The sequence below is a fragment of the Pseudomonas sp. VEM90 genome (genome assembly GCF_054611535.1).
In genome coordinates, this window is the sequence record NZ_JBTRAR010000003.1 from 1 (window position 1) to 25,775 (window position 25,775).

Annotated in this window: 18 protein-coding genes, 2 tRNA genes and 2 pseudogenes; 8 read left to right on the plus strand and 14 right to left on the minus strand. The window is 63.0% G+C overall.

What is annotated here, in order from left to right; translation table 11 throughout:
- Positions 1-652 precede the first annotated feature (652 nt).
- The 9 genes and pseudogenes from ACYCCG_RS04115 to ACYCCG_RS04155 form a co-directional block, all read right to left on the minus strand.
- Positions 653-1,021, minus strand: a complete 369-nt coding sequence (locus ACYCCG_RS04115; protein WP_003252539.1) for a hypothetical protein — start codon at positions 1,019-1,021, stop codon at positions 653-655.
- Positions 1,018-1,356 (minus strand): helix-turn-helix domain-containing protein, encoded by a 339-nt coding sequence (locus ACYCCG_RS04120; RefSeq protein WP_176685014.1) that lies wholly within the window; start codon positions 1,354-1,356, stop codon positions 1,018-1,020. Before ACYCCG_RS04120 ends, ACYCCG_RS04115 begins: the two co-directional genes overlap by 4 nt.
- Positions 1,357-1,470: 114 nt before the next feature.
- Positions 1,471-1,908: a YkvA family protein gene (locus ACYCCG_RS04125; protein ID WP_176685013.1), complete on the minus strand. Its 438-nt coding sequence runs from the start codon at positions 1,906-1,908 to the stop codon at positions 1,471-1,473.
- A 288-nt stretch (positions 1,909-2,196) separates the two neighbouring features.
- Complete coding sequence (locus ACYCCG_RS04130) at positions 2,197-2,949, minus strand: FKBP-type peptidyl-prolyl cis-trans isomerase (protein ID WP_010952765.1); 753 nt, start codon at positions 2,947-2,949, stop codon at positions 2,197-2,199.
- A 255-nt stretch (positions 2,950-3,204) separates the two neighbouring features.
- The gene (gene pcaQ, locus ACYCCG_RS04135; RefSeq protein WP_209964107.1) at positions 3,205-4,137 is read right to left on the minus strand and encodes a pca operon transcription factor PcaQ; all 933 of its coding nucleotides are present in this window, start codon (positions 4,135-4,137) and stop codon (positions 3,205-3,207) included.
- A gap of 10 nt (positions 4,138-4,147) precedes the next feature.
- Positions 4,148-4,308 (minus strand): annotated as a pseudogene (locus ACYCCG_RS04140) (AraC family transcriptional regulator); the annotation flags it as partial.
- Positions 4,309-4,415: 107 nt separating this feature from the next.
- Positions 4,416-4,778: a nitrite reductase small subunit NirD gene (gene nirD, locus ACYCCG_RS04145; RefSeq protein WP_209964104.1), complete on the minus strand. Its 363-nt coding sequence runs from the start codon at positions 4,776-4,778 to the stop codon at positions 4,416-4,418.
- Entirely contained in the window at positions 4,778-7,330 is a 2,553-nt protein-coding gene (gene nirB, locus ACYCCG_RS04150) for a nitrite reductase large subunit NirB (RefSeq protein ID WP_459669510.1), read from the minus strand. The genes nirD and nirB overlap by 1 nt, the downstream gene beginning before the upstream one ends.
- Before the next feature lie 280 nt (positions 7,331-7,610).
- A complete protein-coding gene (locus tag ACYCCG_RS04155; protein WP_459669512.1) occupies positions 7,611-11,636 on the minus strand; it encodes a molybdopterin-dependent oxidoreductase in 4,026 nt (1,341 codons plus the stop codon).
- A 267-nt stretch (positions 11,637-11,903) separates the two neighbouring features.
- On the opposite strand from ACYCCG_RS04155, the gene map reads away from it, so the two are divergent.
- Positions 11,904-12,752, plus strand: a complete 849-nt coding sequence (gene map / locus ACYCCG_RS04160) for a type I methionyl aminopeptidase (protein ID WP_209964095.1) — start codon at positions 11,904-11,906, stop codon at positions 12,750-12,752.
- Positions 12,753-12,865: 113 nt separating this feature from the next.
- On the opposite strand, the gene ACYCCG_RS04165 is transcribed toward map, so the two are convergent.
- Together ACYCCG_RS04165 and ACYCCG_RS04170 are read right to left on the minus strand one after the other, a co-directional pair.
- Positions 12,866-12,942 (minus strand) — tRNA-Asp (locus ACYCCG_RS04165).
- Positions 12,943-12,955: 13 nt separating this feature from the next.
- Positions 12,956-13,031: transfer RNA gene (locus tag ACYCCG_RS04170), tRNA-Val, on the minus strand.
- Between the two features lie 216 nt (positions 13,032-13,247).
- Between ACYCCG_RS04170 and rdgC the strand changes: the two genes are divergently transcribed.
- Entirely contained in the window at positions 13,248-14,168 is a 921-nt protein-coding gene (gene rdgC, locus ACYCCG_RS04175; protein ID WP_209964092.1) for a recombination-associated protein RdgC, read from the plus strand.
- A gap of 373 nt (positions 14,169-14,541) precedes the next feature.
- Positions 14,542-14,859 carry a quaternary ammonium compound efflux SMR transporter SugE gene (gene sugE / locus ACYCCG_RS04180; protein WP_010952753.1) on the plus strand — a complete coding sequence of 106 codons (318 nt, stop codon included), beginning with the start codon at positions 14,542-14,544 and terminating at the stop codon, positions 14,857-14,859.
- Positions 14,860-14,862: 3 nt separating this feature from the next.
- On the opposite strand, the gene ACYCCG_RS04185 is transcribed toward sugE, so the two are convergent.
- The gene (locus tag ACYCCG_RS04185) at positions 14,863-16,740 is read right to left on the minus strand and encodes a 1-acyl-sn-glycerol-3-phosphate acyltransferase (RefSeq protein WP_176685466.1); all 1,878 of its coding nucleotides are present in this window, start codon (positions 16,738-16,740) and stop codon (positions 14,863-14,865) included.
- Positions 16,741-16,834: 94 nt separating this feature from the next.
- Positions 16,835-17,053: pseudogene (locus tag ACYCCG_RS04190) on the minus strand (UTRA domain-containing protein); the annotation flags it as partial.
- A gap of 159 nt (positions 17,054-17,212) precedes the next feature.
- On the opposite strand from ACYCCG_RS04190, the gene ACYCCG_RS04195 reads away from it, so the two are divergent.
- From ACYCCG_RS04195 to ACYCCG_RS04215, 5 genes are all read left to right on the plus strand, one after another.
- Positions 17,213-17,428, plus strand: coding sequence for a tautomerase family protein (locus ACYCCG_RS04195; protein ID WP_176685467.1), 216 nt, complete (start codon positions 17,213-17,215; stop codon positions 17,426-17,428).
- Between the two features lie 39 nt (positions 17,429-17,467).
- Positions 17,468-18,178, plus strand: coding sequence for an SDR family NAD(P)-dependent oxidoreductase (locus ACYCCG_RS04200; RefSeq protein ID WP_339444629.1), 711 nt, complete (start codon positions 17,468-17,470; stop codon positions 18,176-18,178).
- Between the two features lie 176 nt (positions 18,179-18,354).
- On the plus strand, positions 18,355-19,278 hold the full coding sequence (locus tag ACYCCG_RS04205; protein WP_176685469.1) for a LysR family transcriptional regulator: 924 nt from the start codon (positions 18,355-18,357) through the stop codon (positions 19,276-19,278).
- A gap of 222 nt (positions 19,279-19,500) precedes the next feature.
- The gene (locus ACYCCG_RS04210) at positions 19,501-20,679 is read left to right on the plus strand and encodes an MFS transporter (protein ID WP_209964080.1); all 1,179 of its coding nucleotides are present in this window, start codon (positions 19,501-19,503) and stop codon (positions 20,677-20,679) included.
- Between the two features lie 126 nt (positions 20,680-20,805).
- Positions 20,806-24,285 (plus strand): hybrid sensor histidine kinase/response regulator, encoded by a 3,480-nt coding sequence (locus ACYCCG_RS04215; RefSeq protein ID WP_392515247.1) that lies wholly within the window; start codon positions 20,806-20,808, stop codon positions 24,283-24,285.
- Here the strand turns inward: ACYCCG_RS04215 and ACYCCG_RS04220 are convergent.
- Positions 24,257-25,630: a DNA recombination protein RmuC gene (locus tag ACYCCG_RS04220; protein ID WP_176685504.1), complete on the minus strand. Its 1,374-nt coding sequence runs from the start codon at positions 25,628-25,630 to the stop codon at positions 24,257-24,259. The two genes, ACYCCG_RS04215 and ACYCCG_RS04220, sit on opposite strands and share 29 nt — an antisense overlap.
- Between the last annotated feature and the right edge of the window lie 145 nt (positions 25,631-25,775).

A 25,775-nucleotide genomic window follows, 5' to 3' on the forward strand; every position in this document is an offset into this window, starting at 1 on the left:
TCGCGGGTGAACCCGCTCCTACACGACGGCCTGAGTCCGACCCCAGATGCGTGTCCACCTCCGATCTGCGTAGGAGCGGGTTTACCCGCGAATACGGTGGCGGCGGCAACGGTGAACGGCGGGTGGATATTGGCCAGCAGGGCCGGCCTCTTCGCGGGTGAACCCGCTCCTACACGACGGCCTGAGTCCGACCCCAGATGCGTGTCCACCTCCGATCTGCGTAGGAGCGGGTTTACCCGCGAATACGGTGGCGGCGGCAACGGTGAACGGCGGGTGGATATTGGCCAGCAGGGCCGGCCTCTTCGCGGGTGAACCCGCTCCTACACGACGGCCTGAGTCCGACCCCAGATGCGTGTCCACCTCCGATCTGCGTAGGAGCGGGTTTACCCGCGAATACGGTGGCGGCGGCAACGGTGAACGGCGGGTGGATATTGGCCAGCAGGGCCGGCCTCTTCGCGGGTGAACCCGCTCCTACACGACGGCCTGAGTCCGACCCCAGATGCGTGTCCACCACCGATCTGCGTAGGAGCGGGTTTACCCGCGAATACGGTAGCGGCGGCAACGGTGAACGGTGGATGGAAATTGGCCAGCAGGCCCGGCCCTCTCGCTCAGGGTCACCACCTGTAGCGAACAGGCTGGAATGGGTAACGCTTCAGGCCGTTTCGGGATAGCTGTACTCGAACACCCGAACCACCTCAGAGGCATGCCACGAGGCGGCCTCCATGCCATCGACCGGCCCGGTAAACCGCCCCAGGCGCTCGACACACTCAAAGAAGCCAGTACGCGGCAAACGGCTGGCGCCTTGGCTGATCACCAGCGAACTGCGTAATGGCTGCTCGGCACGGGCATCCAGCACCGCCAGGTATTCCAGCGCGGCAGTCAGCGTCTGCATGGCCGGGCTGGGCAACTGCAAGCGCTCGATCAGTGCTCGGTATGTCAGCAAGTGACGTTGACGACGGGCCAGGTCAAGCTCACCCAGCAGGTTATCCCAGTGCTGACGGCTGATCCTGACCTGGCTCATGATGGCTCGCTCCAGCCAGCCACCCCCAGATGCCAGGCCAGGGCGCGGCGGATGGCAGCATCTGGCTGGCGCTCACCCGATTCGATCATGGCCAGATACGCCGGGCTCACCCCGACATTGCGCGCCAGTTGCTCAGGGGCAATGCCCTTGGCCTGGCGAATCTGGGCGACTTCGTTGAAGGCTGGCAGGGGAGCACTGGCAACAACGCCCTGCGCCTCACCGGAAACCGCCTCGGCAGGTGCCTGCCCTGCAGCCTTGAGCAACGCCTGGTATTGCTCCCAGGGAACGACGGCGTACTCGGGTTGACCGTCCCGGCTGATGACCTGAATACCCATTACAAACCCCTTTAAAAAGGATTACAGCATGTAATCCGTAGGCATAACCCTTATGCCAATTATATTACCAACTCCGAGGTCTGTGCAGTTGAGGTGATATTCAGGCCAGTTTGATTAGCTGTTGCGCTCCAGCCGCAGTGCTTCCGGGGTAGCCGGCAGGCGCTCGACCGCGCGCAGCCGTTCGGGTGCCTGGTTATCGCGCCAGGCCTTGAAACGCGCCAACTCGTCGGCCACGGTTTTCAGCACCCAGCCCAGCACCGCGATGTCATCGAGGAAACCCACCCCCAGCAACCAGTCCGGGATAGCATCGATGGGGCTGACGAAATACAGCAGACCAGCCACGACAGTGACCAGCGCCTTGGGGCTGATGGCGCGGTACTCACCCCTCCACCAGGCCAGGCACAGCGACTGCAGCAGCTTCACATCTTCACGCAGTTGCCCCAGGCGCGGGCCTTTGCGCGCCACCGCGAACAGCAAGGCCGGCAACCGCCCGCGGCTGAGCAGGCGCTCGGCCAAAGGCAGGAAACGAGCAAAATTCCAGGGTGCGCTCATGGAGCCTCCGAGAGGAAAAGGTTATCCACATTTATTGTGGATAACCTTGTGAACAGGGCGATGTTTCCGACCTCAGGTGCCTGCCTGGCAAGGGGCCGGGTCAGATCGGGCGTTTTTTACACAGTCGTTTCACGCCATGGCCACCTACGCCGCAAACGATTTGCATCAGAAACATCCTACTTCTTCACGTTGCATTTCCTCGGACAGTATCAGCTGTCGCAGGTTCGTCCAATCGGCACAAACGAAAACGCCCCATCAATGTGGGGCGTTTTCGACAACCAGCCAATGTTACTTGGCAGGTGCTTCTTCAGGCGCTTCTGCTTGCGGCTCGGCGCCTTGCAACTGGGCCGGGTCCTTGATGGCGATCAGTTCCAGATCGAACACCAGTACCGAGTTGGCCGGGATCAGCGGGCTTGGGCTTTGTGCGCCATAGGCCAGTTCAGCCGGGATGAACAACTTGTACTTCTCGCCGACGTGCATCAGCTGCAAACCTTCGACCCAACCAGGGATCACACCGCTGACCGGCAGGTCGATCGGGCTGCCACGTTCGACGGAGCTGTCGAATACCTTGCCGTCGATCAGCTTGCCTTCGTAGTGGACAGTGACCACGTCAGTCGGCTTGGGCTGCGGGCCGTCGGCCTTCTTGACCACTTCATACTGCAGGCCCGAGGCAGTGGTGACCACGCCTGGCTTCTTGGCGTTTTCTTCGAGGAACTTCTTGCCGGCGGAGGCGGCTTCTTCGCTGGCCTTGGCCAGGCGCTCCTCGGCGCGTTTCTGCAATGCGGTGAAGGCCTCTACCAGCTCTTCGTCCTTGATGCGTTGTTCTTTCTTGCTAACGGCGTCTTCGATGCCGAGGGCGACTGCTTTCGAATCAAGGTCTTCCATGCCTTCCTGAGCCAGGCTCTTGCCCATGTTCAGGCCGATACCGTAGGAGGCTTTCTGCGCCGGAGTCTTCAGCTCGGGGCTGCTGGCTTGTTGATCGCAGCCAGCCAGTACCAGGCCTACCAGGGCAACCGCAGCCGCCAAACGATGCTGTTTCATGCTATTTCCTTGTTCATGCGCCATAAGGGCAATCAGGGTAAAGCCGCGAGCTTAGCAGGCGGCCATGACCAATGGCTACCGGCATAGGAGCGGGTTTTCGTAAGGAAGTTCAGTCGTTAAAAGCTTCTTCATCGAAGGCTTTACAGCCATTGGCCAGTATTGACCCTTTGTGCCGGGTTTGCCGGTTTTTTGTGGCCTTTTATTTCTGCGGGTTCTGAGGTCGGAAACCCCAGGGCAGGCAGGCCACCGAAAACCTCAAGGATAACGCCCCTCCCGATATTCCCCCGCCACCTCCCGCAGCACCTCACCCACCCACTGCGCCGGCAAACTCATCGGCAAGGCGGCATTGCGGCAAATCCCCACCGACCCTCCCGGCTCACGCACACCCAGGTCAAGCTCGACCAGTTCGCCACGGCGCAGGTCGAGCAGCACAGCATCACGCGGCGCCACCCAGAGGCCATCGCTGCCCAGCAGGTAGCGCCGGCTCAGGGCCAGCGACAGGGTTTCCAGGCGCTGCGCCGGCATCTGGATGCCGCATTGCACGAACAGGCTGTCGGCGTGCTGGCGGATGGTGGTGCCGGCCGGCGGCAGCACCAGCGGGTAACGCCCCACCTGCCCTCGCTCCACGGGCGTACTGGCCAGCAGCGGGTGACCCGGGCGCACCACCAGGCTCATCGACTCGCTGTACAGGTGCTCGAACGACAACCCCTGGATTTGCGGACTGTCGGTCATGCGCCCCACCACCAGTTCCAGCTCCCCCAGGTGAAGCTGGCCAAGCAACTGCGCGCTGACCCCGGTGACCACGCTGATCACCAGCGCTTCATGGCGCTGATGCAGGCGGCACAGCACCTCGGGCATGAGCAGGCCTTCGACCGTGGACAGCACGCCGATGCGCACCTGCGACGGCGCCCTCGCCTCGCCACGCAAGCTGCTGACACCATCGCGCAGTGCCTGCACACTGGGCCCGGCGTAACGCATGAAGCGGGTGCCAGCCGGGGTCAGCTCGACACCCTGCCGGCTGCGCTCGAACAGGCGCGCCTCGAGCAGGTCCTCAAGCTCCTTGAGGGTCTTGGAAATCGCCGGCTGGCTGATCGACAGGATATCGGCCGCCCTGGCCAGGCTGCCCTGCCGGGCAATCTCCAGGAAGCACAGCAGGTGGCGGTATTTGATGCGGGTGTCGAGGTTCATGGCAGCAAGCTTACCGCATCGCTACTTGCGGCGTATCCGGGTCGCGCTGCTGGCGGCGGGATGAACCGAGCGGCAGTCCGAGGATCTGGCGGAAATACCGAGAAAAGCAGGCTTCGTCGGCAATTCAACAAAGCCGCGCCAGTTCGCCCACCGGGGGCTGCCATTGAGCAGTTCCCCTGCCGATGGCCCCACAGGTGCAGCGCCGTATTTGAAGGCGGTGCAGACTCTGTGGGAGCGGGCTTGCCCGCGAAGAGGCCGGCACAGGCAGCAAAGGGTTGTCAGGCCAAAGCCAGCTCCACCGCCTCACCCTTCATCCGTACCGGCCATACCCGCAACCGCTGCGCGCTATCCTCCAGGCACTCCCCGCTCAGCAGGCTGAAGTGCTGCTTGTAGAGCGGCGCGGCCACCACCAACTCACCTTGCACGCTACCCACCAGCCCGCGGCCGATGATGTTGGCGCCGGAGCGCGGGTCGCGGTTTTCCACCGCGTACAGCGGCTGCGCCTGCCCCGGCAGGTAGAACAACGCCACCTGGGCCCCATCGACCCAAACCACGACCCCGGAGTCGGCCACCAGATCTTGTGCCTGGCACACCGTCTGCCAGTTTTCCTGCGTGTTCACAGCAGCATTGGCCAGGTTCATCAGACAGCCTCCTCGACAGTTGGGATCAGGTGCAGTGGTGCCGCGGGCCGGCGTTGCTCGCGTTCGCGCACGAAGTGCACGTCCGGGTCGGCGCGTCGGTCGTTTACGAAGGTGCGGAAGCGCTTGAGCTTCTCCGGGTCGTTGAGGGCATTGGCCCATTCGCATTCATACTGGTCGACCACATGCTGCATCTGTGCTTCCAGCTCGCTGGCCAGGCCCAGGTTGTCGTCGATGATCACCTGCTTCAGGTAGTCCAGCCCGCCTTCCAGGTTTTCACGCCACACCGAGGTGCGCTGCAGCTTGTCGGCCGTGCGGATGTAGAACATCAGCACGCGGTCGATCAGGCGTATCAGGGTTTCGTCGTCCAGGTCAGTGGCGAACAGCTCGGCATGCCGCGGGCGCATGCCGCCGTTGCCGCACACGTACAGGTTCCAGCCCTTGTCGGTGGCGATAACGCCGATGTCCTTGCTCTGCGCCTCGGCGCATTCACGGGTGCAACCCGATACCGCGAACTTGAGCTTGTGGGGGCTGCGCAGGCCCTTGTAGCGATCTTCCAGGCGCAGGGCCATGGCGACACTGTCCTGCACGCCATAACGGCACCAGGTACTGCCCACGCACGACTTTACCGTGCGGGTCGACTTGCCGTAGGCGTGGCCGGTTTCGAAACCGGCCTCGATCAGTTCGCCCCAGATCAGCGGCAGCTCGTGCAACTGGGCGCCAAACAGGTCGATGCGCTGGCCACCGGTGATCTTGGTGTACAGGTCGTATTTCTTGGCCACCTGGCCGATGACAATGAGCTTGTCGGGGGTTATTTCACCGCCGGGAATGCGCGGCACCACCGAATAGGTGCCGTTTTTCTGCATGTTGGCCATGAAGGTGTCGTTGGTGTCCTGCAGCGGCACCAGCGCCGGGTCCATGATCGGCTGGTTCCAGCACGAGGCGAGAATGTTGCCCACCGCCGGCTTGCAGATGTCACACCCCAGATGGCCCTTGCCATGGCGCTCGAGCAGTTCGCTGAAGGTGCGGATACCCTCCACCCGCACCAACCCGTACAGCTCCTGCCGGGTGTAGGCAAAGTGCTCGCACAGGCTCTTGTCCACCGCCACGCCGCGGGCCGTCAGCTCGTGCTCGAAGACTTGCTTGAGCAGGGCCGCGCAACCGCCGCAGCCGGTCGCGGCCTTGGTCCAGCCCTTGACCGCAGCGAGGTCGCTGCAGCCGCTGTCGATCGCGGCGCACACCGCCCCCTTGCTGACGTTGTGGCAGGAGCAGATGGTCGCACTGTCGGGCAGCGCATCGGCGCCCAGGGCCGGCGCACCACCGCCTTGCGGCAAGATGAGCGCTGCCGGGTCGGCCGGCAGGGCGATGCCGTTCTGGGCATACTGCAACAGGGTGTCGTAATAGCTGTTGTCGCCGACCAGCACCGCGCCGAGCACGTGCTTGCCGCTGGCATCCACCACCAAACGGCGGTAAGCGCTGTTGGCTTCATCGATGAAGCGATAGCTGCGCGCGCCCGGCGTGGCACCGTGGGCATCGCCGATCGAACCGACATCCACACCCAGCAGCTTGAGCTTGGTCGACATGTCGGCGCCGGTGAACGCCACTGCCGTCTCGCCCATCAACAGCCCGGCCAGGTTGCGCGCCATGCTGTAGCCCGGGGCGACCAGGCCGAACACGCTGCCGTTCCACGAGGCGCACTCGCCGATGGCGAAGATGCGTGGGTCGCTGCTGCGGCAGTGGTTGTCGATGACCACGCCACCGCGCGCGGCGATGTCCAGGCCGCAGCCCCGGCCCAGTGCATCCTGTGGGCGGATACCGGCGGAGAACACGATCAGGTCGGTTTCCAGGTACTCACCGCCGTCGAAGTTCATGCGGTAGCGGTAGGTTTCACCGGCACTGACCGACTGGGTGGCGCACGACAGGTGCACCCCCACACCCAGTGCTTCGATCTGCGCCTTCAACGCGGCACCGCCCTCGCCGTCCAGCTGTACCGGCATCAGCCGTGGGGCGAATTCCACCACGTGGGCTTCCAGCCCCAGCGACTTGAGGGCGTTGGCCGCTTCCAGACCAAGCAGGCCACCGCCGACCACCACCCCTCGGCGGGCACCGGCTGCGGCAGCACGAATGCCATCGAGGTCGTCCAGGGTGCGGTAGACCAGGCGGGCATTGCCGCTGGAGCCTTCGATCGGCGGCACGAAGGGATAGGAGCCGGTGGCCAGCACCAGTTGGTCGTAGCCATAGCGACCTTCGGCAGTGACGACTTCGCGGCGCTCGCGGTCGATCTCCAGCACGGCTTCACCCAGGTGCAGGTGCACGCCATTGGCGTCGTAGAAATCGTGCTCACACAGGGCCAGGGTTTCGGCACAGCTGCCGCCGAAGTATTCGGACAGGTGCACGCGGTCATACGCGCGTTGGCGCTCTTCGCCGAATACCCGCAGCTCGAAGCGCTGCAGGGCGCCGCGACTGACCAGTTGTTCGACGCAATGGTGGCCGACCATGCCGTTGCCGACGATGACCAGTTGCTCTCGTTGCCCGCTGCTCGCTGTTGCCTTCATAAGCCGATCCTCGATCAAAAAAAAAGCGCCTGGAGCCGAAGCTCCAGGCGCCTTTGCCTGTATTCATCACGGTAGGGGGCCCGGGTTGATCGCCGTTGATCAGTGGGCTTTGTTGTATCCGAGGTTAAGCAGGGAGCGTGCCAATCGGGTTGTCTGGGATGCGTGGCTTGCCTGGGTTGCCTGTGTCGGCCTCTTCGCGGGTAAACCCGCTCCTACACTTGCGCTGGGCCCGCCCAGCCAATGCACATTCAAGGTGCACAACACCCCATCTTGGAGCACTTCAGTACACATCGCGCCGATAACGCCTGGCCTTGCTCAAGCCTTCGACATAAGCCGCAGCCGCCGCCGCATCCATCCGGCCATGCTCGGCGACGATCACCCGCAACGCCGCATCCACATCCTTGGCCATGCGCTGGGCATCGCCACACACATAGAAATACGCCCCCGCCTCCAGCCATTGCCACAGCAGCGCACCCTGCTCGAGCATGCGCTGTTGCACATAGATCTTCTCGACCTGGTCCCGCGAGAACGCCGTGTCCAGCCGCAGGTGCCCCGCTGCTTGCCAGGCCTGCAACTGCTCCTGGTAATAGAAATCGGTCGCTGCGTACTGCTCGCCGAAGAACAGCCAGTTGTCGCCTTTTGCCCCCCGTGCCTCTCGCTCCTCGAGGAACGCCCGGAACGGTGCAATGCCGGTACCAGGGCCCACCATGATCACCGGCACGTTGTCGTCCTCGGGCAAGCGAAAGTGCTTCGACACCTGCGGGAAGATCTCCACTTTCTGCACCTGCGCACGGTCGGCAAGGAAGCTTGAGCACACGCCTTTACGTTCGCCATAACGCACCGTCGATACCGTCAGATGCACCTGGCCTGGGTGCGCCAGCGGGCTGGAGCTGATCGAATAGAGCCGCGGCTGCAATGGCTTGAGCAGTTCCAGCCAGCTGGCCAGCCGCAACTGCTGGGGGAAGGCGCGCAGCACATCGACCAGTTGCCGGCCCCACAGCCAATCTTGCAGCTCGGCCTTGCATTCAGGCTGCAGCAAGCGCTGCAGGTCAGGCGCGTTGCTGGCAAATACCTGCAGTTGTTGCGCAGTGACCTTGGCAATTTCCAAGTGTGTTTGCAGGGCTTCGGCCAATGGCATGGCGCAATGACCTTTAAGTTCGACCATCGCCTGGCCATCGAGCTGCATCAGCGTCAGCAGCTCTTCTACCAGGGCCGGGCAGTTGCGCGGCCATACGCCCAGGGCATCGCCGGCCGCATAACTGAAGCCGCTGCTGCCCAAGTCGAAGACCAGCTGACGGGTTTCCTTGCTGGCGCCGGGGCCATTGAGCAGGCGGTTTTCCAGCACAGTGGCCATCCAGGGTTGCTGCTTGCTATAGGCCGCCAAGGGTGCAGGTTCACTCACCGGTGGTGGTGCCGCAGCACTGCCCAGTGCAGGCAATAGTGCTTCGAGCCAGCCGGCAAAGGCATCGTCGAAGTCTGGCTCGCAGTCCACCCGTTGCAGTAGGCGCCGCCCTCCCAGCTCGGCCAGGCGCTGGTCGAGCTTGCGGCCAAAGCCGCAGAACTGGTCGTAACTGGAGTCGCCCAAGGCCAGTACGGCATAGGGCAGCCCGGCGCAGTGAGCGCCCTCCTCACCCTGCAAGGCCTGCCAGAATGCCGCGCCGCTGTCGGGCGCGTCGCCATCGCCAAAGGTGCTGGCGATCAATACCACACTGGCAACGCCCTGCAGCTGGCTTGGGCTGACCGCCTCCAGGCAGCTGAGTTGCACGTTCAGACCAGCATCGCGCAGGCGCGCGGCACAGCGTTCGGCCAGTTGCTCACCAGTGCCGGTCTGCGAGGCCCACAGCACCTGATGCCATGGCGCGGCCTGTGCCGAGATGGGCGCAGTTGCAGGCTGGGCGAACAGCCCGGCCAGCAAACCGTCGACAAACAAACGACGGCTGGCAGCCAGCGGCGCACTGGCCGGCAGGCGGGGTACGCCCTCGGCGCGGGCCTGGTCCAGGCCCAGCAGGAAACCTTGCAGGTAATGACGCTCTTCTTCGGCCAGCACCGGAACCGGCAGAGTGTGCAGGCCAAGCAGGCGGGACAGGGTGGCGGTCGGCATGCGGACAGGCTCTACAGTGGCAGTGTTCAGATCAAGGGCGTCGATGCGCTCGCCTGCGACCCGCTCCAGGGCTACGGCGCAGTGTTTGAAGGCAGGCTGCAGCGACAGCGGGTCGACCGCATCGCAGGTCGCGGCGTTGATCGCCAATTGCTCACCGATCAGGTCATTCCAGTGAAACGGCGCAAAGCAGTTGCCCGGCATGACCCGGTCACTGATGCGCGCTGGCAACACGGCGTGCCCTCGACGCGAGCGAACGGCCACCTGGTCCTTTTCAGCAACACCCAGCCGGGCAGCATCCTCGGGATGAATCTCAAGGTAGGGGCCGGGCTCCAGCTTGTTTAGTGCCGGCACCTTGCCGGTCTTGGTCAACGTGTGCCATTGGTGCTGCACACGGCCAGTGTTCAGCACCATGGGGTATTTATCGTCCGGCAATTCCGCTGCCGGTAACCAGGGCCGCGCAAAGAAGCGCGCCTTGCCACTGGCGGTGGGGAAAGCCAGTGCCGGCCGCCCTCCTTGGGCATCGAGCAGGAGCGCCTGGCTGCTGCCGTCGTTGAGGTAGCGCAGCGGGCTGCGCTGCTGTTGGCTGCCCGGCGCACAGGGCCACTGGCGCGGCTGCGTACGCAATTCGGCATAGCCGATACCGCGCAGGTCATAACCGGTTGAGGGGTTGTGGAAGCGGCGTATTTCCTCATACACCGCTTCGGCATTGGGGTAGTCGAAGGCGTCGGCATAGCCCATGGCACACGCCACGCGGGCAATGATCTGCCAGTCCGGCAAACTTTGCCCGGGCGGCTCGACAGCGCGGGGCATCAGGGTCAGGTTGCGCTCGCTGTTGATCATCACGCCCTCGCCTTCGGCCCACAGCGCGGCCGGCAGCAGGATGTCGGCGTAACGGTTGGTTTCGGTGTCAAGGAAGGCGTCCTGGGTAATGACCAGTTCGGCCTTGCGCAGGCCGTCGATCACTTGCTGGCGGTTGGCGACACTGGCCACCGGGTTGCTGCAGATGACCCAGCAGGCTTTCACTTCACCGGTTTTCATCTGCCCGAACAGCGCCACCGTACCCTCGCCGCCCTCGCTGCGCAGGCTGCCGGGTGGCAGTTGCCATTGTCGTTCGACGAACGCGCGGTCATCTTCCACCAACGCTGAGCGCTGGCCTGGCAAGCCGGGGCCCATGTAGCCCATGTCGCGGCCGCCCATGGCATTGGGCTGGCCGGTCAGCGAGAACGGGCCGCTACCGGGGCGGCAGATGGCACCCGTGGCCAAGTGCAGGTTACAGATGGCGTTGCTGTGCCAGGTGCCGTGAATGCTCTGGTTCAAGCCCATGGTCCAGCAGCTCATCCAGTTGTTGGCGCTGCCGATCCATTCGGCGGCCTTGATGATATCGGCCTCGGCCAGGCCGGTGATGGCGGCTACGCGCTCGGGCGTGTAGTCGTCGAGGAAGGTCGGCAGTTCGTCCCAGCCTTCAGTGTGGCGGGCGATGAAATCGGGGTTGGTGTGATCGTTGCGATGCAGCAGGTGCAAAAGGCCGTTGAGCAAGGCCATGTCACTGCCGGGGCGCACCTGCAGAAACAGGTCGGCCTTGTCGGCGGTGGCGCTGCGCCGCGGGTCGACGACGATCAGCCTGGCGCCGGCCTTGACCCGGTCAAGCAGGCGCAGGAACAGGATCGGGTGGCAGTCGGCCATGTTGGCGCCGATCACCAGAAATACGTCGGCGTGCTCGAAGTCCTGGTAACTGCCAGGTGGGCCATCGGCGCCAAGCGAAAGCTTGTAGCCACTGCTGGCGCTGGCCATGCACAGGCGCGAGTTGGACTCGATGTGGCGCGTACGGATAAAGCCCTTGGCCAGCTTGTTGGCCAGGTACTGGGCCTCCAGCGACATTTGCCCGGACACGTACAGCGCCACGGCATCCGGGCCGTGCTGGTCGATGATGCCGCGCAGACGCTCGGCGGTGGCGGCGATGGCCTGGTCCATGCTGGTGCGCACTGGCGGCTGGCTGCGTTGCTGGCGCAGGTAGGCGTCGGCCATGCGCCCGCTGGCACTCAGTGGCAGGTGTGCGGTGAGGCCTTTGGTGCATAGGCGGCCAAAGTTGCTCGGGTGCAGCTTGTCGCCGCTGATCTTGCCGACCTTGCCATCGGCAACGCTCATGACGATGCCGCAGCCCACGCCGCAGTAGGGGCAGACGCTGCGTACTTCGCTGTTGGCCATGGGCGGGCTCCTGTGGAAAACGCAAAAAGGCGCCGGCTGCCCCGGCATGCTTATGCAAGCGGGGCAACACGGCGCCTTTGTCGTGAAGTGGTGAGGGCTGTCGACGTTGACAGCCCGGGATGAGGGTAGATCAGCAATTTATGGGCCAGCTATACCGGCCCTTTCGCGGGCATGCCCGCTCCCACAGGGATATCGCAAGGCCTGAGGGCGGCGCCGTACCTGTGGGAGCGGGCGTGCCCGCGAAGAGGCCTGCACAGGTTGCGCACCATGCGGTGGCAAGCCGGTATCCGCTGGCGCTATGCTGGGGCAATTTCCAGCATGAGCAACTACCCTCCCCCCATGTCCCAGGTGATCCTCAAGACCCCCGCCCAACTCGACCTGATGCGCCGCGCCGGCCAGTTACTGGCCCAGGTGTTCGCCGAACTCGACAGCTTCATCCGCCCCGGTGTGACCACGATGCAGATCAACGACCGCGCTGAGGCGTTCATCGTCGATACGCTCAAGGCACGGCCGGCAAGCAAAGGCCAGTACGGTTTCCCTTACTCGCTCAATACGTCGGTGGACCACGTGGTATGCCACGGCATCCCCAAGGTCGATGAGGTGCTCAAGGAAGGCGCGATCATCAACGTCGACATCACTCTGGAACAGGGCGGCTACATTGCCGATTCGTCGAAGATGTATGGCATCGGCAAGATCAGCGAAGAAGCCCGGCGATTGGTCGACACTACCTATGACGCGCTGTGGAAAGGCATCGAGCAGGTGCGCCCCGGAGCCACGCTGGGCGATATCGGTCATGCCGTGCAAGCCCATGCCGAGGCGGCGGGTTACAGCGTGGTGCGCGAGTATTGCGGGCACGGTATTGGCCAGCAGATGCATGAAGCGCCAGAGGTGCTGCACATTGGCCAACGTGGTATGGGCATGAAGCTGAAGCCGGGCATGGTGTTTACCATCGAGCCGATGATCAACCAGGGTGGGCGTGGGACGCGCACGCTGAAGGATGGCTGGACGGTGATTACCCGTGACCACAGCCTGTCGGCGCAGTGGGAGCATACCGTGGCGGTGACCGAGGACGGGTTTGAGGTGCTGACGCTGCGGGAAGAAGAGTGCCGCAGCTAGCCCCTTGTTGCAGAGGGGCGGAGACGATTGCATGAAGCAGAAATAAAAAAAGCGACCCTAAGGTCGCTTTCTTTTTTACTTCCGGGTGTTCAGTGGGCCCTGGAAGTGGAATATGGCGCAGCGGACGGGACTCGAACCCGCGACCCCCGGCGTGACAGGCCGGTATTCTAACCGACTGAACTACCGCTGCGCTATACATCGAGTGGTGGGTGATGACGGGATCGAACCGCCGACCCTCTGCTTGTAAGGCAGATGCTCTCCCGGCTGAGCTAATCACCCTTCGTCTCGGTGTGGCGCGCATTCTACGGAGCGCCCCGCACCCTGGCAAGCACTTTTTAAACTTTTTGCAAAAAAAACCTCTGCCCTTTCAAAGACCTAGCGTTGTCGGGCGATTCTTTCATGCATAAGCCACTGCTGGCCCTCTGACAGGGCTGGCCTCAATTCACCGCTCGGAGAATAATGCCCGCCTTATGCATTAAGGAGAGATTGCCCCTCATGTGGTTCAAGAACCTGCTGACCTACCGCCTGACCCAGGAAGTTCCGTTCGAGCCTGAAGCGCTGGAAGCCGCCCTGGCCAGCAAGCCGGCCCGCCCCTGCGCCAGCCAGGAGCTGACCACCTATGGTTTCGTCGCGCCGTTCGGCAAAGGCGAAGACGCTCCCCTGGTGCATGTCAGCGGCGAGTACCTGCTGATTGCCGCGCGCAAGGAAGAACGCATCCTGCCGAGCAGCGTGGTCAACGACGCGGTCAAGGAAAAGGTCGAAGAGATCGAGACCGAGCAAATGCGCAAGGTCTATAAAAAGGAGCGCGACCAGATCAAGGACGAAATCATCCAGGCGTTCCTGCCGCGTGCATTCATCCGCCGCTCGATGATCTTCGCTGCCATTGCCCCGCGCCTGGGCGTGATCCTGGTCAACTCGGCCAGCGCCAAACGGGCCGAAGACCTGCTGTCGACCCTGCGTGAAGTGATGGGCTCGCTGCCGGTGCGCCCGGCCACGGTGAAGATTGCGCCGGTGGCTACCATGACCGACTGGGTCAAATCGCAGCAAGCGGCCGAAGGTTTCTATGTGCTGGACGAGTGCGAACTGCGCGACACCGCCGAAGATGGCGGTATCGTGCGCTGCAAGCGCCAGGACCTGACCGGCGAAGAGATTCAGCTGCACCTGAGCACTGGCAAGGTGGTGACCCAGCTGGCACTGGCCTGGCAAGACAAGCTGTCGTTCGTTCTCGACGACAAGATGGTCATCAAGCGCCTGAAGTTCGAAGAACTGCTGCAGGAGCAGGCCGAGCAGGACGGTGGCGATGAGGCTGCACAGCAGTTCGACGCCAGCTTCCAGCTGATGATGATGACCTTTGCCGAATTCCTGCCAGCGCTGTTCGAGGCACTGGGTGGGGAAGAGATTCCGCAAGGGGTCTGACGGGTATGAGATGCGGGTGCTGGCTTGGATCGTTTCCACCAGCACCCGCGAATGCGGTGGCGGCGGCAATGGTGAACGGCGGGTGGAGATTGGCCAGCAGGGCCGGCCCTTTCGCGGGTGAACCCGCTCCTACACGACGGCCTGCGCCCAATCACCAATGTGTGTCCACCCCCGATAGGTGTAGGAGCGGGTTTACCCGCGAATACGGTGGTGGCGGCAACGGTAAACGGCGGGGGGAAATTGGCCAGCAGGCGCGGACTTGCCCGGAAGGCCGCAGACAGGCACCATGGTGCCCACTGTGAGGACGACCTCACGACGCACCGCGTGACCACTCCGGGGACGGCCCCATCATTCAAACGATGGAGACACACTCATGTCCTGGATCATCCTGTTTTTCGCCGGCCTGTTCGAGGTCGGCTGGGCCGTCGGCCTCAAATACACCGACGGTTTCACTCGACCGCTCCCCACTGTCCTTACCGTCGGCGCCATGGTCATCAGCCTGGGCCTGCTGGGCCTGGCCATGAAGGAGTTGCCGCTGGGCACCGCCTATGCCATCTGGACCGGCGTAGGCGCAGTCGGTACGGTCATCGCCGGGATCATTCTGTTCGGCGAGTCCATGGCCCTGGTGCGGCTGGTCAGTGTGGCGCTGATCGTCTGCGGCCTTGTCGGCCTGAAAGTCAGCGCCAGCTAACCCCTATCGCAGGTGGCCGCGCAGGCGGCTGACCTGTTCGCGCAACACCTCGGGCTGCGCCGCTTCCACCGGGACGGCGGCGCCCGCCACGATGGTCACCCGCGACCACAGGCGCTTGAAGAAACCTTTGGCCGGGTCACGGCTGAAGAAGCTTCCCCACAACCCCTGCAAGGCCAGCGGAATCACCGGTACCGGCGTTTCTTCGAGGATGCGGCTGACCCCACCCTTGAAGACATCGATTTCGCCATCGCCCGTCAGCTTGCCTTCCGGGAAGATGCACACCAGTTCACCATCAGCCAGGTACTCGGCAATCCGCGCGAAGGCCCGCTCGTACGTCGCCTGGTCTTCGTTACGCCCGGCAATCGGGATGGCACCGGCGGTACGAAACACGAAGTTGAGCACCGGCAGGTTGTAGATCTTGTAGTACATGACAAAGCGGATCGGCCGGCGGATAGCCCCGCCCAGCAGCAACGCATCGACGAACGACACGTGGTTGCACACCAGCAACGCTGCACCCTCATCGGGGATGCGCTCAAGGTCTCGGTGCTGCACGCGGTACATCGAATGGCTGAGCAACCAGATCAGGAAGCGCATGGTGAACTCGGGGACGATCCTGAAGATGTAGGTGTTGACCGCGATATTGAGCAGCGACACCACCAGGAAAAGCTGCGGAATGCTCAGTTCGGCCAAGCCTAGCAGGATGATGGTGAGCACCGCCGACACTACCATGAACAAGGCATTGAGGATGTTGTTGGCAGCGATCACCCTGGCGCGCTCGTCCTCGGCCGTGCGGGCCTGGATCAACGCATACAGCGGCACGATGTAGAAGCCGCCGAACACCCCCAGGCCAACGATCGACAGCAAGATCCACCACGCCTGGCTCATGCCCAGCAATGCCAGCCAGTCGTGCGGCGCTGCTGCAGCCGGCACATCACCAGAGTGCCACCACCACAGCAGGCCGAACAGGGTCAGGCCGAAGGAGCCGAACGGCACCAGGCCGATTTCCACCTTGCGTCCGCTGAGCCGCTCGCACAGCAGCGAGCCCAGGGCGATGCCCACCGAGAACAGTGTCAGCACCAAGGTCACCACCGTGCCGTCACCGTGCAGCCAATCCTTGGCATAGGCCGGGATCTGCGTGAGGTAGATGGCGCCGACAAACCAGAACCACGAGTTGCCGACGATCGAGCGCGACACCGCCGGCGGCTGGCTCAGGCCCATGCGCAAGATCACCCACGACTGCTTGAGGATGTTCCAGTCCAGCGGCATTTGTGGCGAGGCGGCAGCCGCCCGTGGGATCCAGCGGCTGGCGAGGTAGCCGAGCACAGCCGTGCCGACCACGCCACCGGCCACCACCGTTGCGTAGCTGTCGGCCGACATCATCACCCCGGCGCCGATGGTGCCGACTAGGATGGCGAGGAAGGTGCCGGTTTCCACCAGCCCATTACCGCCTACCAGCTCTTCCTCGCGCAGGGCCTGCGGAAGGATCGAGTACTTCACCGGGCCGAACAGCGCCGATTGGGTCCCCATACCGAACAGCGCCACCAGCATCAGCGCCAGATGGTTGGTGACAAAGCCTAGCGCACCAACCGCCATGATCACGATTTCGGCCAGTTTGATTGCACGGATCAGCGCATCCTTGGCGAACTTCTCGCCAAACTGCCCACCCAGTGCCGAAAACAGGAAAAACGGCAGGATGAACAGCAAGGCGCACAAGTTGACCCAGATCGATCGGTCACCATCGCCCAGGCTGAGCTTGAACAAAATCGCCAGGATCAGCGACTGCTTGAACAGGTTGTCGTTGAAGGCACCCAGCGACTGAGTGATGAAAAACGGCAGGAAACGCCGCTTGCCGAGCAAGGTGAATTGCGAAGAGTGACTCATCGTCCTTGGTCCTGAGGGCTTTTCAATTGGAGGCTCGCCAAGCGCGCCGGGCCACAAATCTGCATGGGAAATGCGCTGACTGGCAAGTATCGGCTCAGGCCTGGCCAAGCGAGCGGCGCCATTCCAGAGGTTTGCCAGCGTAGTCTCGGGCCAGGCGCTCGATCACTACCACCGGGCTGTCGGCCGGCAGCTGCAGCAAGCGGCCATGCACCGCGTCGGCCGCTTCGACGGTCAGTGTCTCTTCGGCGTAGGCGACTACCTGACCGCACAGCGCTTTGGAAAACGGGTAGCCAAGGCTGCCACGGCTGTGCACTGACCGCCAACACGCACAGCAAGCCATGGCACCGCGTGATTTGATACACGAAGTCACAAGTGATGTAACTCACGGCATATTTATCAATTCGCTCTGAGTTCCTAGAGTTTCTCCATCAGCTGCTCATCACCCAATGCACACTTGATAGAGGAACTTACAATGCCATTCATCAGCGTCCGCATCACTCGTGATGGTGTAACCCGGGAACAAAAGGCTCAGGTGATAAAAGAAATCAATGAAACGATGGAGCGCGTGCTTCATAAAGATCCGAAGTTGACGCACATCGTAATCGAAGAAGTCGACACCGACAATTGGGGTTACTCCGGCATTACAACAACCGAGTACCGAAAACAATTGTCGCCATCACAATCATGAGGCAGACAATTAAACTTAATCCATTGTAGAGAACACATCATGAGCGACTCTCAAAAGGTAATCATCGTAACTGGCGCATCTCAAGGCATCGGTGCTGGGGTGGTGAACGGGTTCCGAGCCCTCGGCCACAAGGTGGTAGCGACCTCACGCTCCATTCAACCATCGACCGACCCAGACATCCTGACTGTTGCCGGTGATATTGCGGATCCGGCCACTGCGGAACGAGTGGTGCGCGACGCAGTGGCCCGCTTCGGGCGCATCGATACTCTCGTCAACAACGCCGGGATTTTCGTCGCCAAGCCATTCACCAGCTATACCAAGGAAGACTATGCGCAAGTCGTTGCGACCAATATGAGTGGCTTCTTCTACATCTCCCAGCTCGCCATCGCGGAAATGGTGAAGCGTGGTAGCGGGCATGTGGTCAGCGTCACCACCAGCCTGGTTGATCATGCTATCGACGGCGTTCCGTCGGTAATGGCATCGCTCACCAAAGGTGGCATCAACGCTGCCACCAAATCGATCGCCATTGAATTTGCCAAGCGAGGCATCCGCGCTAACGCCGTGTCGCCTGGCATCATCAAAACTCCGATGCACGGCGCCGAAACTCACGATGCCCTGGGCAAGCTGCATCCCGTCGGCCACATGGGTGAGATCAACGACATCGTTCAAGCGATCCTCTACCTGGACAGCGCTTCATTTGTCACCGGCGAGATCCTGCACGTCGACGGCGGTCAGAGCGCAGGCCATTGATCGACAGTATGCTCATCACCGGCCCGTACGGGTGATGGGCAGATTCACTGTACTATCTGGCCGGGATTACCCACGAGACGACCTCGACGCCAGTTGTACTTTTCCATGCCGGTGCGCGACTCTACCGCAGAGTCCGACGCTCAGCCTCCTGCTAGGCCCTATACGGTGCAAGCCCTATGAAGCGGCATTTTGACGATCTGCAGCTGGGAAGTATCGAGCTGTTTTGCCTGTCTGCGGAAGCGGGCAGCTTTTCTGCCGCTGCTCAGCTCGCTGGTGTTACTCCGGCCGCAGTAAGCAGGTCGATCCTTCGCTTGGAAAAAAGGCTGGGCTCTCGGCTGTTCGCAAGAACAACCCGAAGCATTCGATTGACCGATGCAGGAAAGGATTTTTTCGAGCAGTGCAGCCAGGCGCTCACGCAACTGGTGGAGGCCCAGCAGGCAGTCATGGGCGCTCAAGCAACTCCGTCAGGGCGTCTTCGTATCAGCCTGCCCACGACGTATGGGCACCACCGGATCCTGCCGTTGCTTCCTAAATTTCGCGACCTATACCCTGAGGTGACCGTTGATATCCACCTCGGTAATCGAAATATCGACTTCGTTGCGGAAGGATACGACCTGGCGATTCGAGTACGGGCTCAACCTGATTCCACGATGATTGCCAGATTGCTGGAAGATGCAAAGCTGGTTGTCGTAGCGTCTCCGCCCTACCTGGAGAAGGTCGGGGCACCGCAGGCACTGGAGGACCTGGACCAGCATGAATGCATCCAATTCGAGCTTCCGAGTAGCGGTAGGCGTATCTCTTGGCTGTTCCGAGAGAACGGCCGAGACCGTGAGGTGTTCACCGCTGGAAGCTATTCCTGTTCCGACGACGTATTGGGTGGAGTCACACTCGCAAAAAATGGTGCCGGATTGTTCCAGACCTACAAGTTCATCGTGGAACAAGAGCTGGCTGACGGGCGACTCGTCGAAGTATTGACGCCGTTTGGCGGGCGGTCGAGGCCGTACACCTTGTTGTACCCCCACGGTCGTCATGTCCCGCAGAGGGTGCGCGCTTTTGTGGATTTTCTGGTTCAGTATCGTGAAGAGTGGGCCTCGCTCTAGCGCAGAACAGATGTTCCCCCTTTTCCCCAGCACGCGCGCTCGATGACTTGAGCGATAACCCTACGACAGGGCCAGGTGGCCACTCCTCTTCGAGACATAAATTGCAAGGGCTGTGAAGCAGCCCGAGAACTCCCCACATTCACTCGAACGTGGCCGGTGCTGCCGAGGGGACCGCATGTGGCTTATGCTTGTGCTCGGCACCCCCACAACAAGGACGTGGCAATGCTCGCCGCCATAAAACGCTACCCGCACACCGTTCGCCTGCTGCTCACCACCACCTTCACGCTTACCGTCGCCCGCGCCCTCACCCTGCCCTACCTGGTGGTTTACCTGGCCGACAATTTCCAGCTGCCGATCAGCCAGATCGGTCTGCTGATCGGTGGCGCGCTGATCATCGCCTCACTATTGAGTCTGTATGGTGGCCATCTGGTCGACACCTTGCGCAACCACACGTTGGTCAGCGCCAGTACCCTGCTGTTCGCCCTGGCCTTCGTCGGCGCGGTCGCCAGCCGTTCGGCGCTGCCGTTCTTCTTTTGTCTGGTGTTGATCAACCTGGCCCTGGCAGTGGTCGACATCGCCGCCAAGGCAGGCTTCTGCGCGTTACTGCCGGTGGATGAGCGGGCGGAGGTATTCGCCATCAAGTACGCCCTCAGCAACGTCGGCTACGCCGCCGGCCCGTTGCTGGGCGTGGCCATGCTTGAACTGAACGATCATGTGCCGTTCATCGCTTCTGCCACGCTTGGCCTGGCCATGTGCCTGGCTTATTGGCGCCTTGGCGATCGCAGCCTGCAGGCGAGCGTACCGGACAAACCCGCGGCCGGTTTCGGCCAAGTGGCGCTGGGGCTGGCGCGGGATCATCGGCTGGTGTGCTTTACCTTGGGTGGGGTGCTGAGCGCGGTGGTGTTCGGCCAGTTCACCGCCTACCTGTCCCAGTACCTGGTGGTCACCAGCAACCCGGCCGAAGCCGCACGGCTGATCGGCTATCTGGTCACCACCAACGCCGTGACGGTCATTGCCTTGCAGTACCTGATTGGCCGGCGTATCAGCCGCCAGCGCCTGATGCCGTGGCTGTTGGCCGGCATGGGCCTGTTCATCGCCGGCTTGCTGGGTTTTGCGCTGGCGGGCTCGGTACTGGCCTGGTGCCTGGCGATGCTGGTGTTCACGCTGGGCGAAATCATCGTGATTCCGGCCGAGTACATGTTTATCGACCTGATCGCACCGGAGCACTTGCGCGGGGTGTATTACGGCGCGCAAAACCTGTCCAACCTGGGGGCAGCGCTGGGGCCGGTGATGGTGGGGTTCGCACTGGTACACCTGTGGCCGGGGGCGGTCTTCTACCTGCTGGTGTTGTCGGTGATACTGGCAGGGGTGTTCTACGGGTTGGGTACCCGCAGGGGTTGATGTGGCCTGCTCCGGCCTATTCGCGGGTGAACCCGCTCCTACAACCATCGTCTGCGCTGACGAAGCGGCACTTGCGTGCCAGACTGATTGATCGGGACCGCGTTACCTTTTTGCTTCGGAGTCTTCATGTCGTTGTCCAGCGGGCTGATCGCCGTGGTCGCCCTGGCCTATATGGCCATCATGTTCGCCATCGCCTTCTATGGCGACCGCCGCAGCACGCCATTGCCGCCAAAGCTGCGTGCCTGGGTGTACAGCCTGTCGCTGGCCGTGTACTGCACCAGCTGGACCTTCTTCGGCGCGGTCGGCCAGGCCGCCGAACAGCTTTGGGCGTTCCTGCCAATCTACCTGGGCCCGGTACTGCTGCTGATCTTCGCCCCTTGGGTGCTGCAGAAGATGGTGCTGATCAGCAAGCAGCAGAACATCACCTCGATCGCCGACTTCATCGCCGCGCGCTACGGCAAGTCGCAGACCCTGGCAGTGGTGGTGGCGCTGATCTGCCTGGTCGGCGTGCTGCCGTACATCGCCTTGCAGCTCAAGGGCATCGTACTGGGCGTGAACCTGCTGATCGGCGCCAACGCCGATGCCACCGGCACCCGCGTGCAGGACACTGCGCTGGTGGTGTCGCTGGTACTGGCGCTGTTCGCCATCGTCTTCGGTACCCGCAGCCTGGATGTGACCGAGCACCACCGCGGTATGGTCCTGGCGATTGCCTTCGAATCGCTGATCAAGCTGCTGGCGTTCCTTGCCGTGGGCATCTTCATCGTTTTCAACCTGTATGACGGTTTCGACGACCTGTTCAGCCAGGCCCGCCAGTCGATCCACTTGCAGGACTATTGGAAAGAAACCATCAATTGGCCGTCCATGGTGGTGCAAACCGCCGTGGCAATGATGGCAATCATCTGCCTGCCCCGGCAGTTCCACGTTACCGTGGTGGAGAACATCGAACCGCAGGACTTGCGCCTGGCGCGCTGGGTATTCCCGATGTACCTGGCATTGGCCGCGCTGTTCGTGGTGCCGATTGCCCTGGCCGGACAGATGCTGCTGCCAGGCACGGTGATCTCCGACTCGTTCGTCATCAGCCTGCCGCTGGCCGAGGCGCACCCAAGCCTGGCCCTGCTGGCGTTCATCGGCGGTGCCTCGGCGGCTACCGGCATGGTGATCGTCGAGGCCGTGGCGCTGTCGACCATGGTGTCCAACGACATGCTGCTGCCCTGGCTGCTGCGCCGCAATAACGCCGAGCGGCCTTTCGAAGCGTTCCGTCACTGGATGCTTTCGGTTCGCCGGGTAACCATCGTGGTGATCTTGCTCCTGGCCTATGTCAGCTACCGCCTGCTGGGCTCCACCGCCAGCCTGGCGACCATCGGCCAGATTGCCTTTGCCGCCGTGACCCAGCTCTCCCCGGCCATGCTTGGCGCGCTGTACTGGAAGCAGGCCAACCGTCGCGGCGTGTTCGCCGGCCTGGCCGCTGGCATTTTCCTGTGGTTCTACACCCTGGTGCTGCCGATTGCCGCGCACAGCCTGGGCTGGTCGTTGCAATTGTTCCCTGGCCTGGCATGGCTGCACGGCAACCCGCTGAACCTGCCGATCAGTCCACTGACCCAAGGCGTAGTGCTGTCACTGGCGGGCAACTTCACCCTGTTCGCCTGGGTTTCGGTATTGTCGCGCACACGGGTTTCCGAGCATTGGCAGGCCGGCCGGTTCATTGGCCAGCAGACCAGCGCGCGACCCAGCAGCAAACCGCTGCTGGCGGTGCAGATCGACGACCTGCTGACCCTGGCCTCGCGCTTTGTCGGTGAAGAGCGCGCACGGCAGAGCTTCATCCGCTTTGCCTACCGCCAGGGCAAGGGCTTCAACCCTAACCAGAACGCCGACGGCGACTGGATCGAGCACACCGAGCGCCTGCTGGCCGGCGTACTCGGTACCTCGTCGACCCGCGCGGTGGTCAAGGCGGCCATCGAAGGCCGCGACATGCAGCTGGAAGACGTGGTGCGCATCGCTGACGAAGCCAGTGAGGTGCTGCAGTTCAACCGCGCCCTGCTGCAAGGCGCCATCGAGAACATCAACCAAGGCATCAGCGTGGTCGACCAGAACTTGCACCTGGTGGCCTGGAACCGCCGCTACCTGGAACTGTTCAACTACCCGGACGGACTGATCAGCGTTGGGCGACCGATTGCCGACATCATCCGCTACAACGCCGAGCGCGGCCTGTGCGGCCCTGGCGAAGCACAGGTGCATGTGGCGCGGCGGCTGCACTGGATGCGCCAGGGCCGCGCGCACTCCTCCGAGCGACTGTTCCCCAATGGCCGGGTGATCGAGCTGATCGGCAACCCGATGCCGGGCGGCGGCTTTGTCATGAGCTTCACCGACATCACCCCGTTCCGCGAGGCCGAGCAGGCACTGCGCGATGCCAACGAACGCCTTGAGCAACGCGTGGCAGAGCGTACCCAAGAGCTTTCGCAGTTGAACCAGGCGCTGTCCGAAGCCAAGAGCCAGGCCGAAGCGGTGAGCAACTCCAAGACCCGCTTCCTGGCCGCCGTCAGCCATGACCTGATGCAACCTTTGAACGCCGCACGACTTTTCTCTGCCGCATTGTCGCAACAGGCCGAGGGCATGAACGAAGAGGCCCGGCAGCTGGTACAGCACATGGACAGTTCGCTGCGCTCGGCTGAAGAGCTGATCAGCGACCTGCTGGACATCTCGCGCCTGGAAAACGGCAAGATCACCCCGGATGCCAAACCCTTCGCCCTCAACGAACTGTTCGACACCCTGGGCGCCGAGTTCAAGCTGCTGGCGGCCGAGAAGGGCCTGGAGTTCCGCCTGCGCGGCAGCCGCCTGCGGGTGGACAGCGACATGAAACTGCTACGCCGGGTGCTGCAGAACTTCCTCACCAATGCCCTGCGCTACGGCAAGAGCCCGATCCTGCTGGGCGCGCGCCGGCAGGGCGAGCGTTTGTGGCTAGAGGTCTGGGACCGTGGCCCGGGCATTGCTGACGACAAGCTGCAAGTGATCTTTCAGGAGTTCAAGCGCCTGGACAGCCACCAGACCCGTGCCGAGAAGGGGCTAGGCCTGGGCCTGGCGATCGCAGACGGCCTGTGCCGGGTGCTGGGGCACCCGCTGGAGGTGCGCTCATGGCCGGGCAAGGGCACGGTGTTCCGCGTCAGCGTACCGATTGCCCGCCAGGCCGCCGCAGCGCCAAGCGCCCCGGTGGAACAACAGGGCGGCCAGCCTCTGGCCGGGCTGCAAGTGCTTTGCGTGGACAACGAAGACAGCATCCTGATCGGCATGAACAGCTTGCTGAGCCGCTGGGGTTGCCAGGTATGGACCGCGCGCAACCAGGCCGAATGCGAAGCCCTGCTGGCCAAGGGCATGCGCCCGCACCTGGCATTGGTGGACTACCACCTGGACGACGGCGAGACCGGCACCGGGCTGATGGGCTGGCTTCGAGCACGGCTGGGTGAGCCGGTACCCGGTGTGGTGATCAGCGCCGACGGCAGCAAGGAAACCATCGCACGGGTACACGCATCAGGCCTGGACTACCTGGCCAAGCCGGTCAAGCCGGCGGCCTTGCGCGCCCTGCTCAATCGCCATCTGAGCCTGGCTCAGTAACCGCTACCTCGGGCAGCGCCTCGTCGGACAGCGCCCGCTCCAGCAAGTCTGCCGGCAAGCTCTTGCTGGCACGGGCGCCCAGAAGCTTCAGCTGCTCGCTGCGGCTGACCAGGTTGCCACGCCCTTCGCACAGCTTGTTGCGCGCTGCGGCATAAGCCTTGTCCACCTGCTGCAAGCGGTTGCCCAGCTCATCCAGATCCTGGATGAACAGCACGAACTTGTCGTAGAGCCAGCCGGCGCGCTCGGCAATTTCGCGGGCGTTCTGCCCTTGACGTTCCTGCTTCCACAGGCTGTCGATGACCCGCAGGGTCGCCAGCAACGTGGTAGGGCTGACAATCACGATCTGCCGGTCGAAGGCCTCCTGGAACAGGTTCGGCTCGGCCTGCAGGGCCGCTGAAAAGGCCGCCTCGATGGGCACGAACAACAACACGAAATCCAGGCTGTGCAGGCCTTCGAGGCGGCTGTAGTCCTTGCTCGACAGGCCTTTGACGTGGCTGCGCAGCGACTGCACATGCTGCTTGAGCGCAGCTTCGTCGTTGCCGGCAACGAACTGCTGGTACGCCGTGAGGCTGACCTTGGCGTCCACCACCACCTGCTTGTTGCCGGGCAGCATGATCAGCACATCCGGCTGGAAACGCTCGCCGTCGGCGCTTTTCAGGCTGACCTGGGTCTGGTATTCGCGCCCCTTTTCCAGGCCGGCATGTTCCAGCACGCGTTCGAGAATCAGCTCACCCCAGTTGCCCTGGGTCTTCTGGCCCTTCAAGGCCTGGGTAAGGTTGGTGGCTTCGTCGGACAGACGCAGGTTGAGCTGTTGCAGGCGCTCCAGCTCCTTGCCCAGCGAGAAGCGCTCGCGGGCCTCTTGTTGGTAGCTTTCCTCCACGCGTTTTTCGAAGGCATGGATGCGCTCCTTGAGCGGGTCGAGCAACTGGCCCAGGTGTTGCTGACTGGTCTGGGCGAAGCGCTGTTCGCGTTCGTCGAAGATTTTGGTGGCCATGTCGGCGAACTGGGCGCGCAAGGTGTCACGGGCCTCCTGCAGGTCTTCCAGGCGTTGCTGGTGGCTTTCCTGCTGTTCACGCAGTTCTGCGTCCAGGCGCGCGGTTTGCGCTTCCAGGCGGCGCAGTTCGGCTTCGCGGTTGGCGCGCTCAAGGCTCCAGGCGTGGGCGGCGTCGCGGGCATTGTCGCGGTCGATCTGCAGCAGCTCCAGCTCACGGCCTTGAGCAGCCAACTGGGCCTGTTTGACGGCATTGGCCTCACTGAGGTCGCTGACCTCGTCGCGGCTGGCGTCCAGTTGCGCCTGCAGGCCGGCCTGGGCCAGCTGGGCAGCGTTGAGGCGCTCTTCGAGCAAGGCCTGCTCACCTTGCCGTGCGCCCTGGCGGCGCTGCACCTGCATGACCCACACCAGACAGGGTATTGCCCCTGCCACCAAGCCCAGCAGAATGCTGGCCAGATCCACTGTCATGCTAACCCCGAACGCTCTGATGCAAATTGAG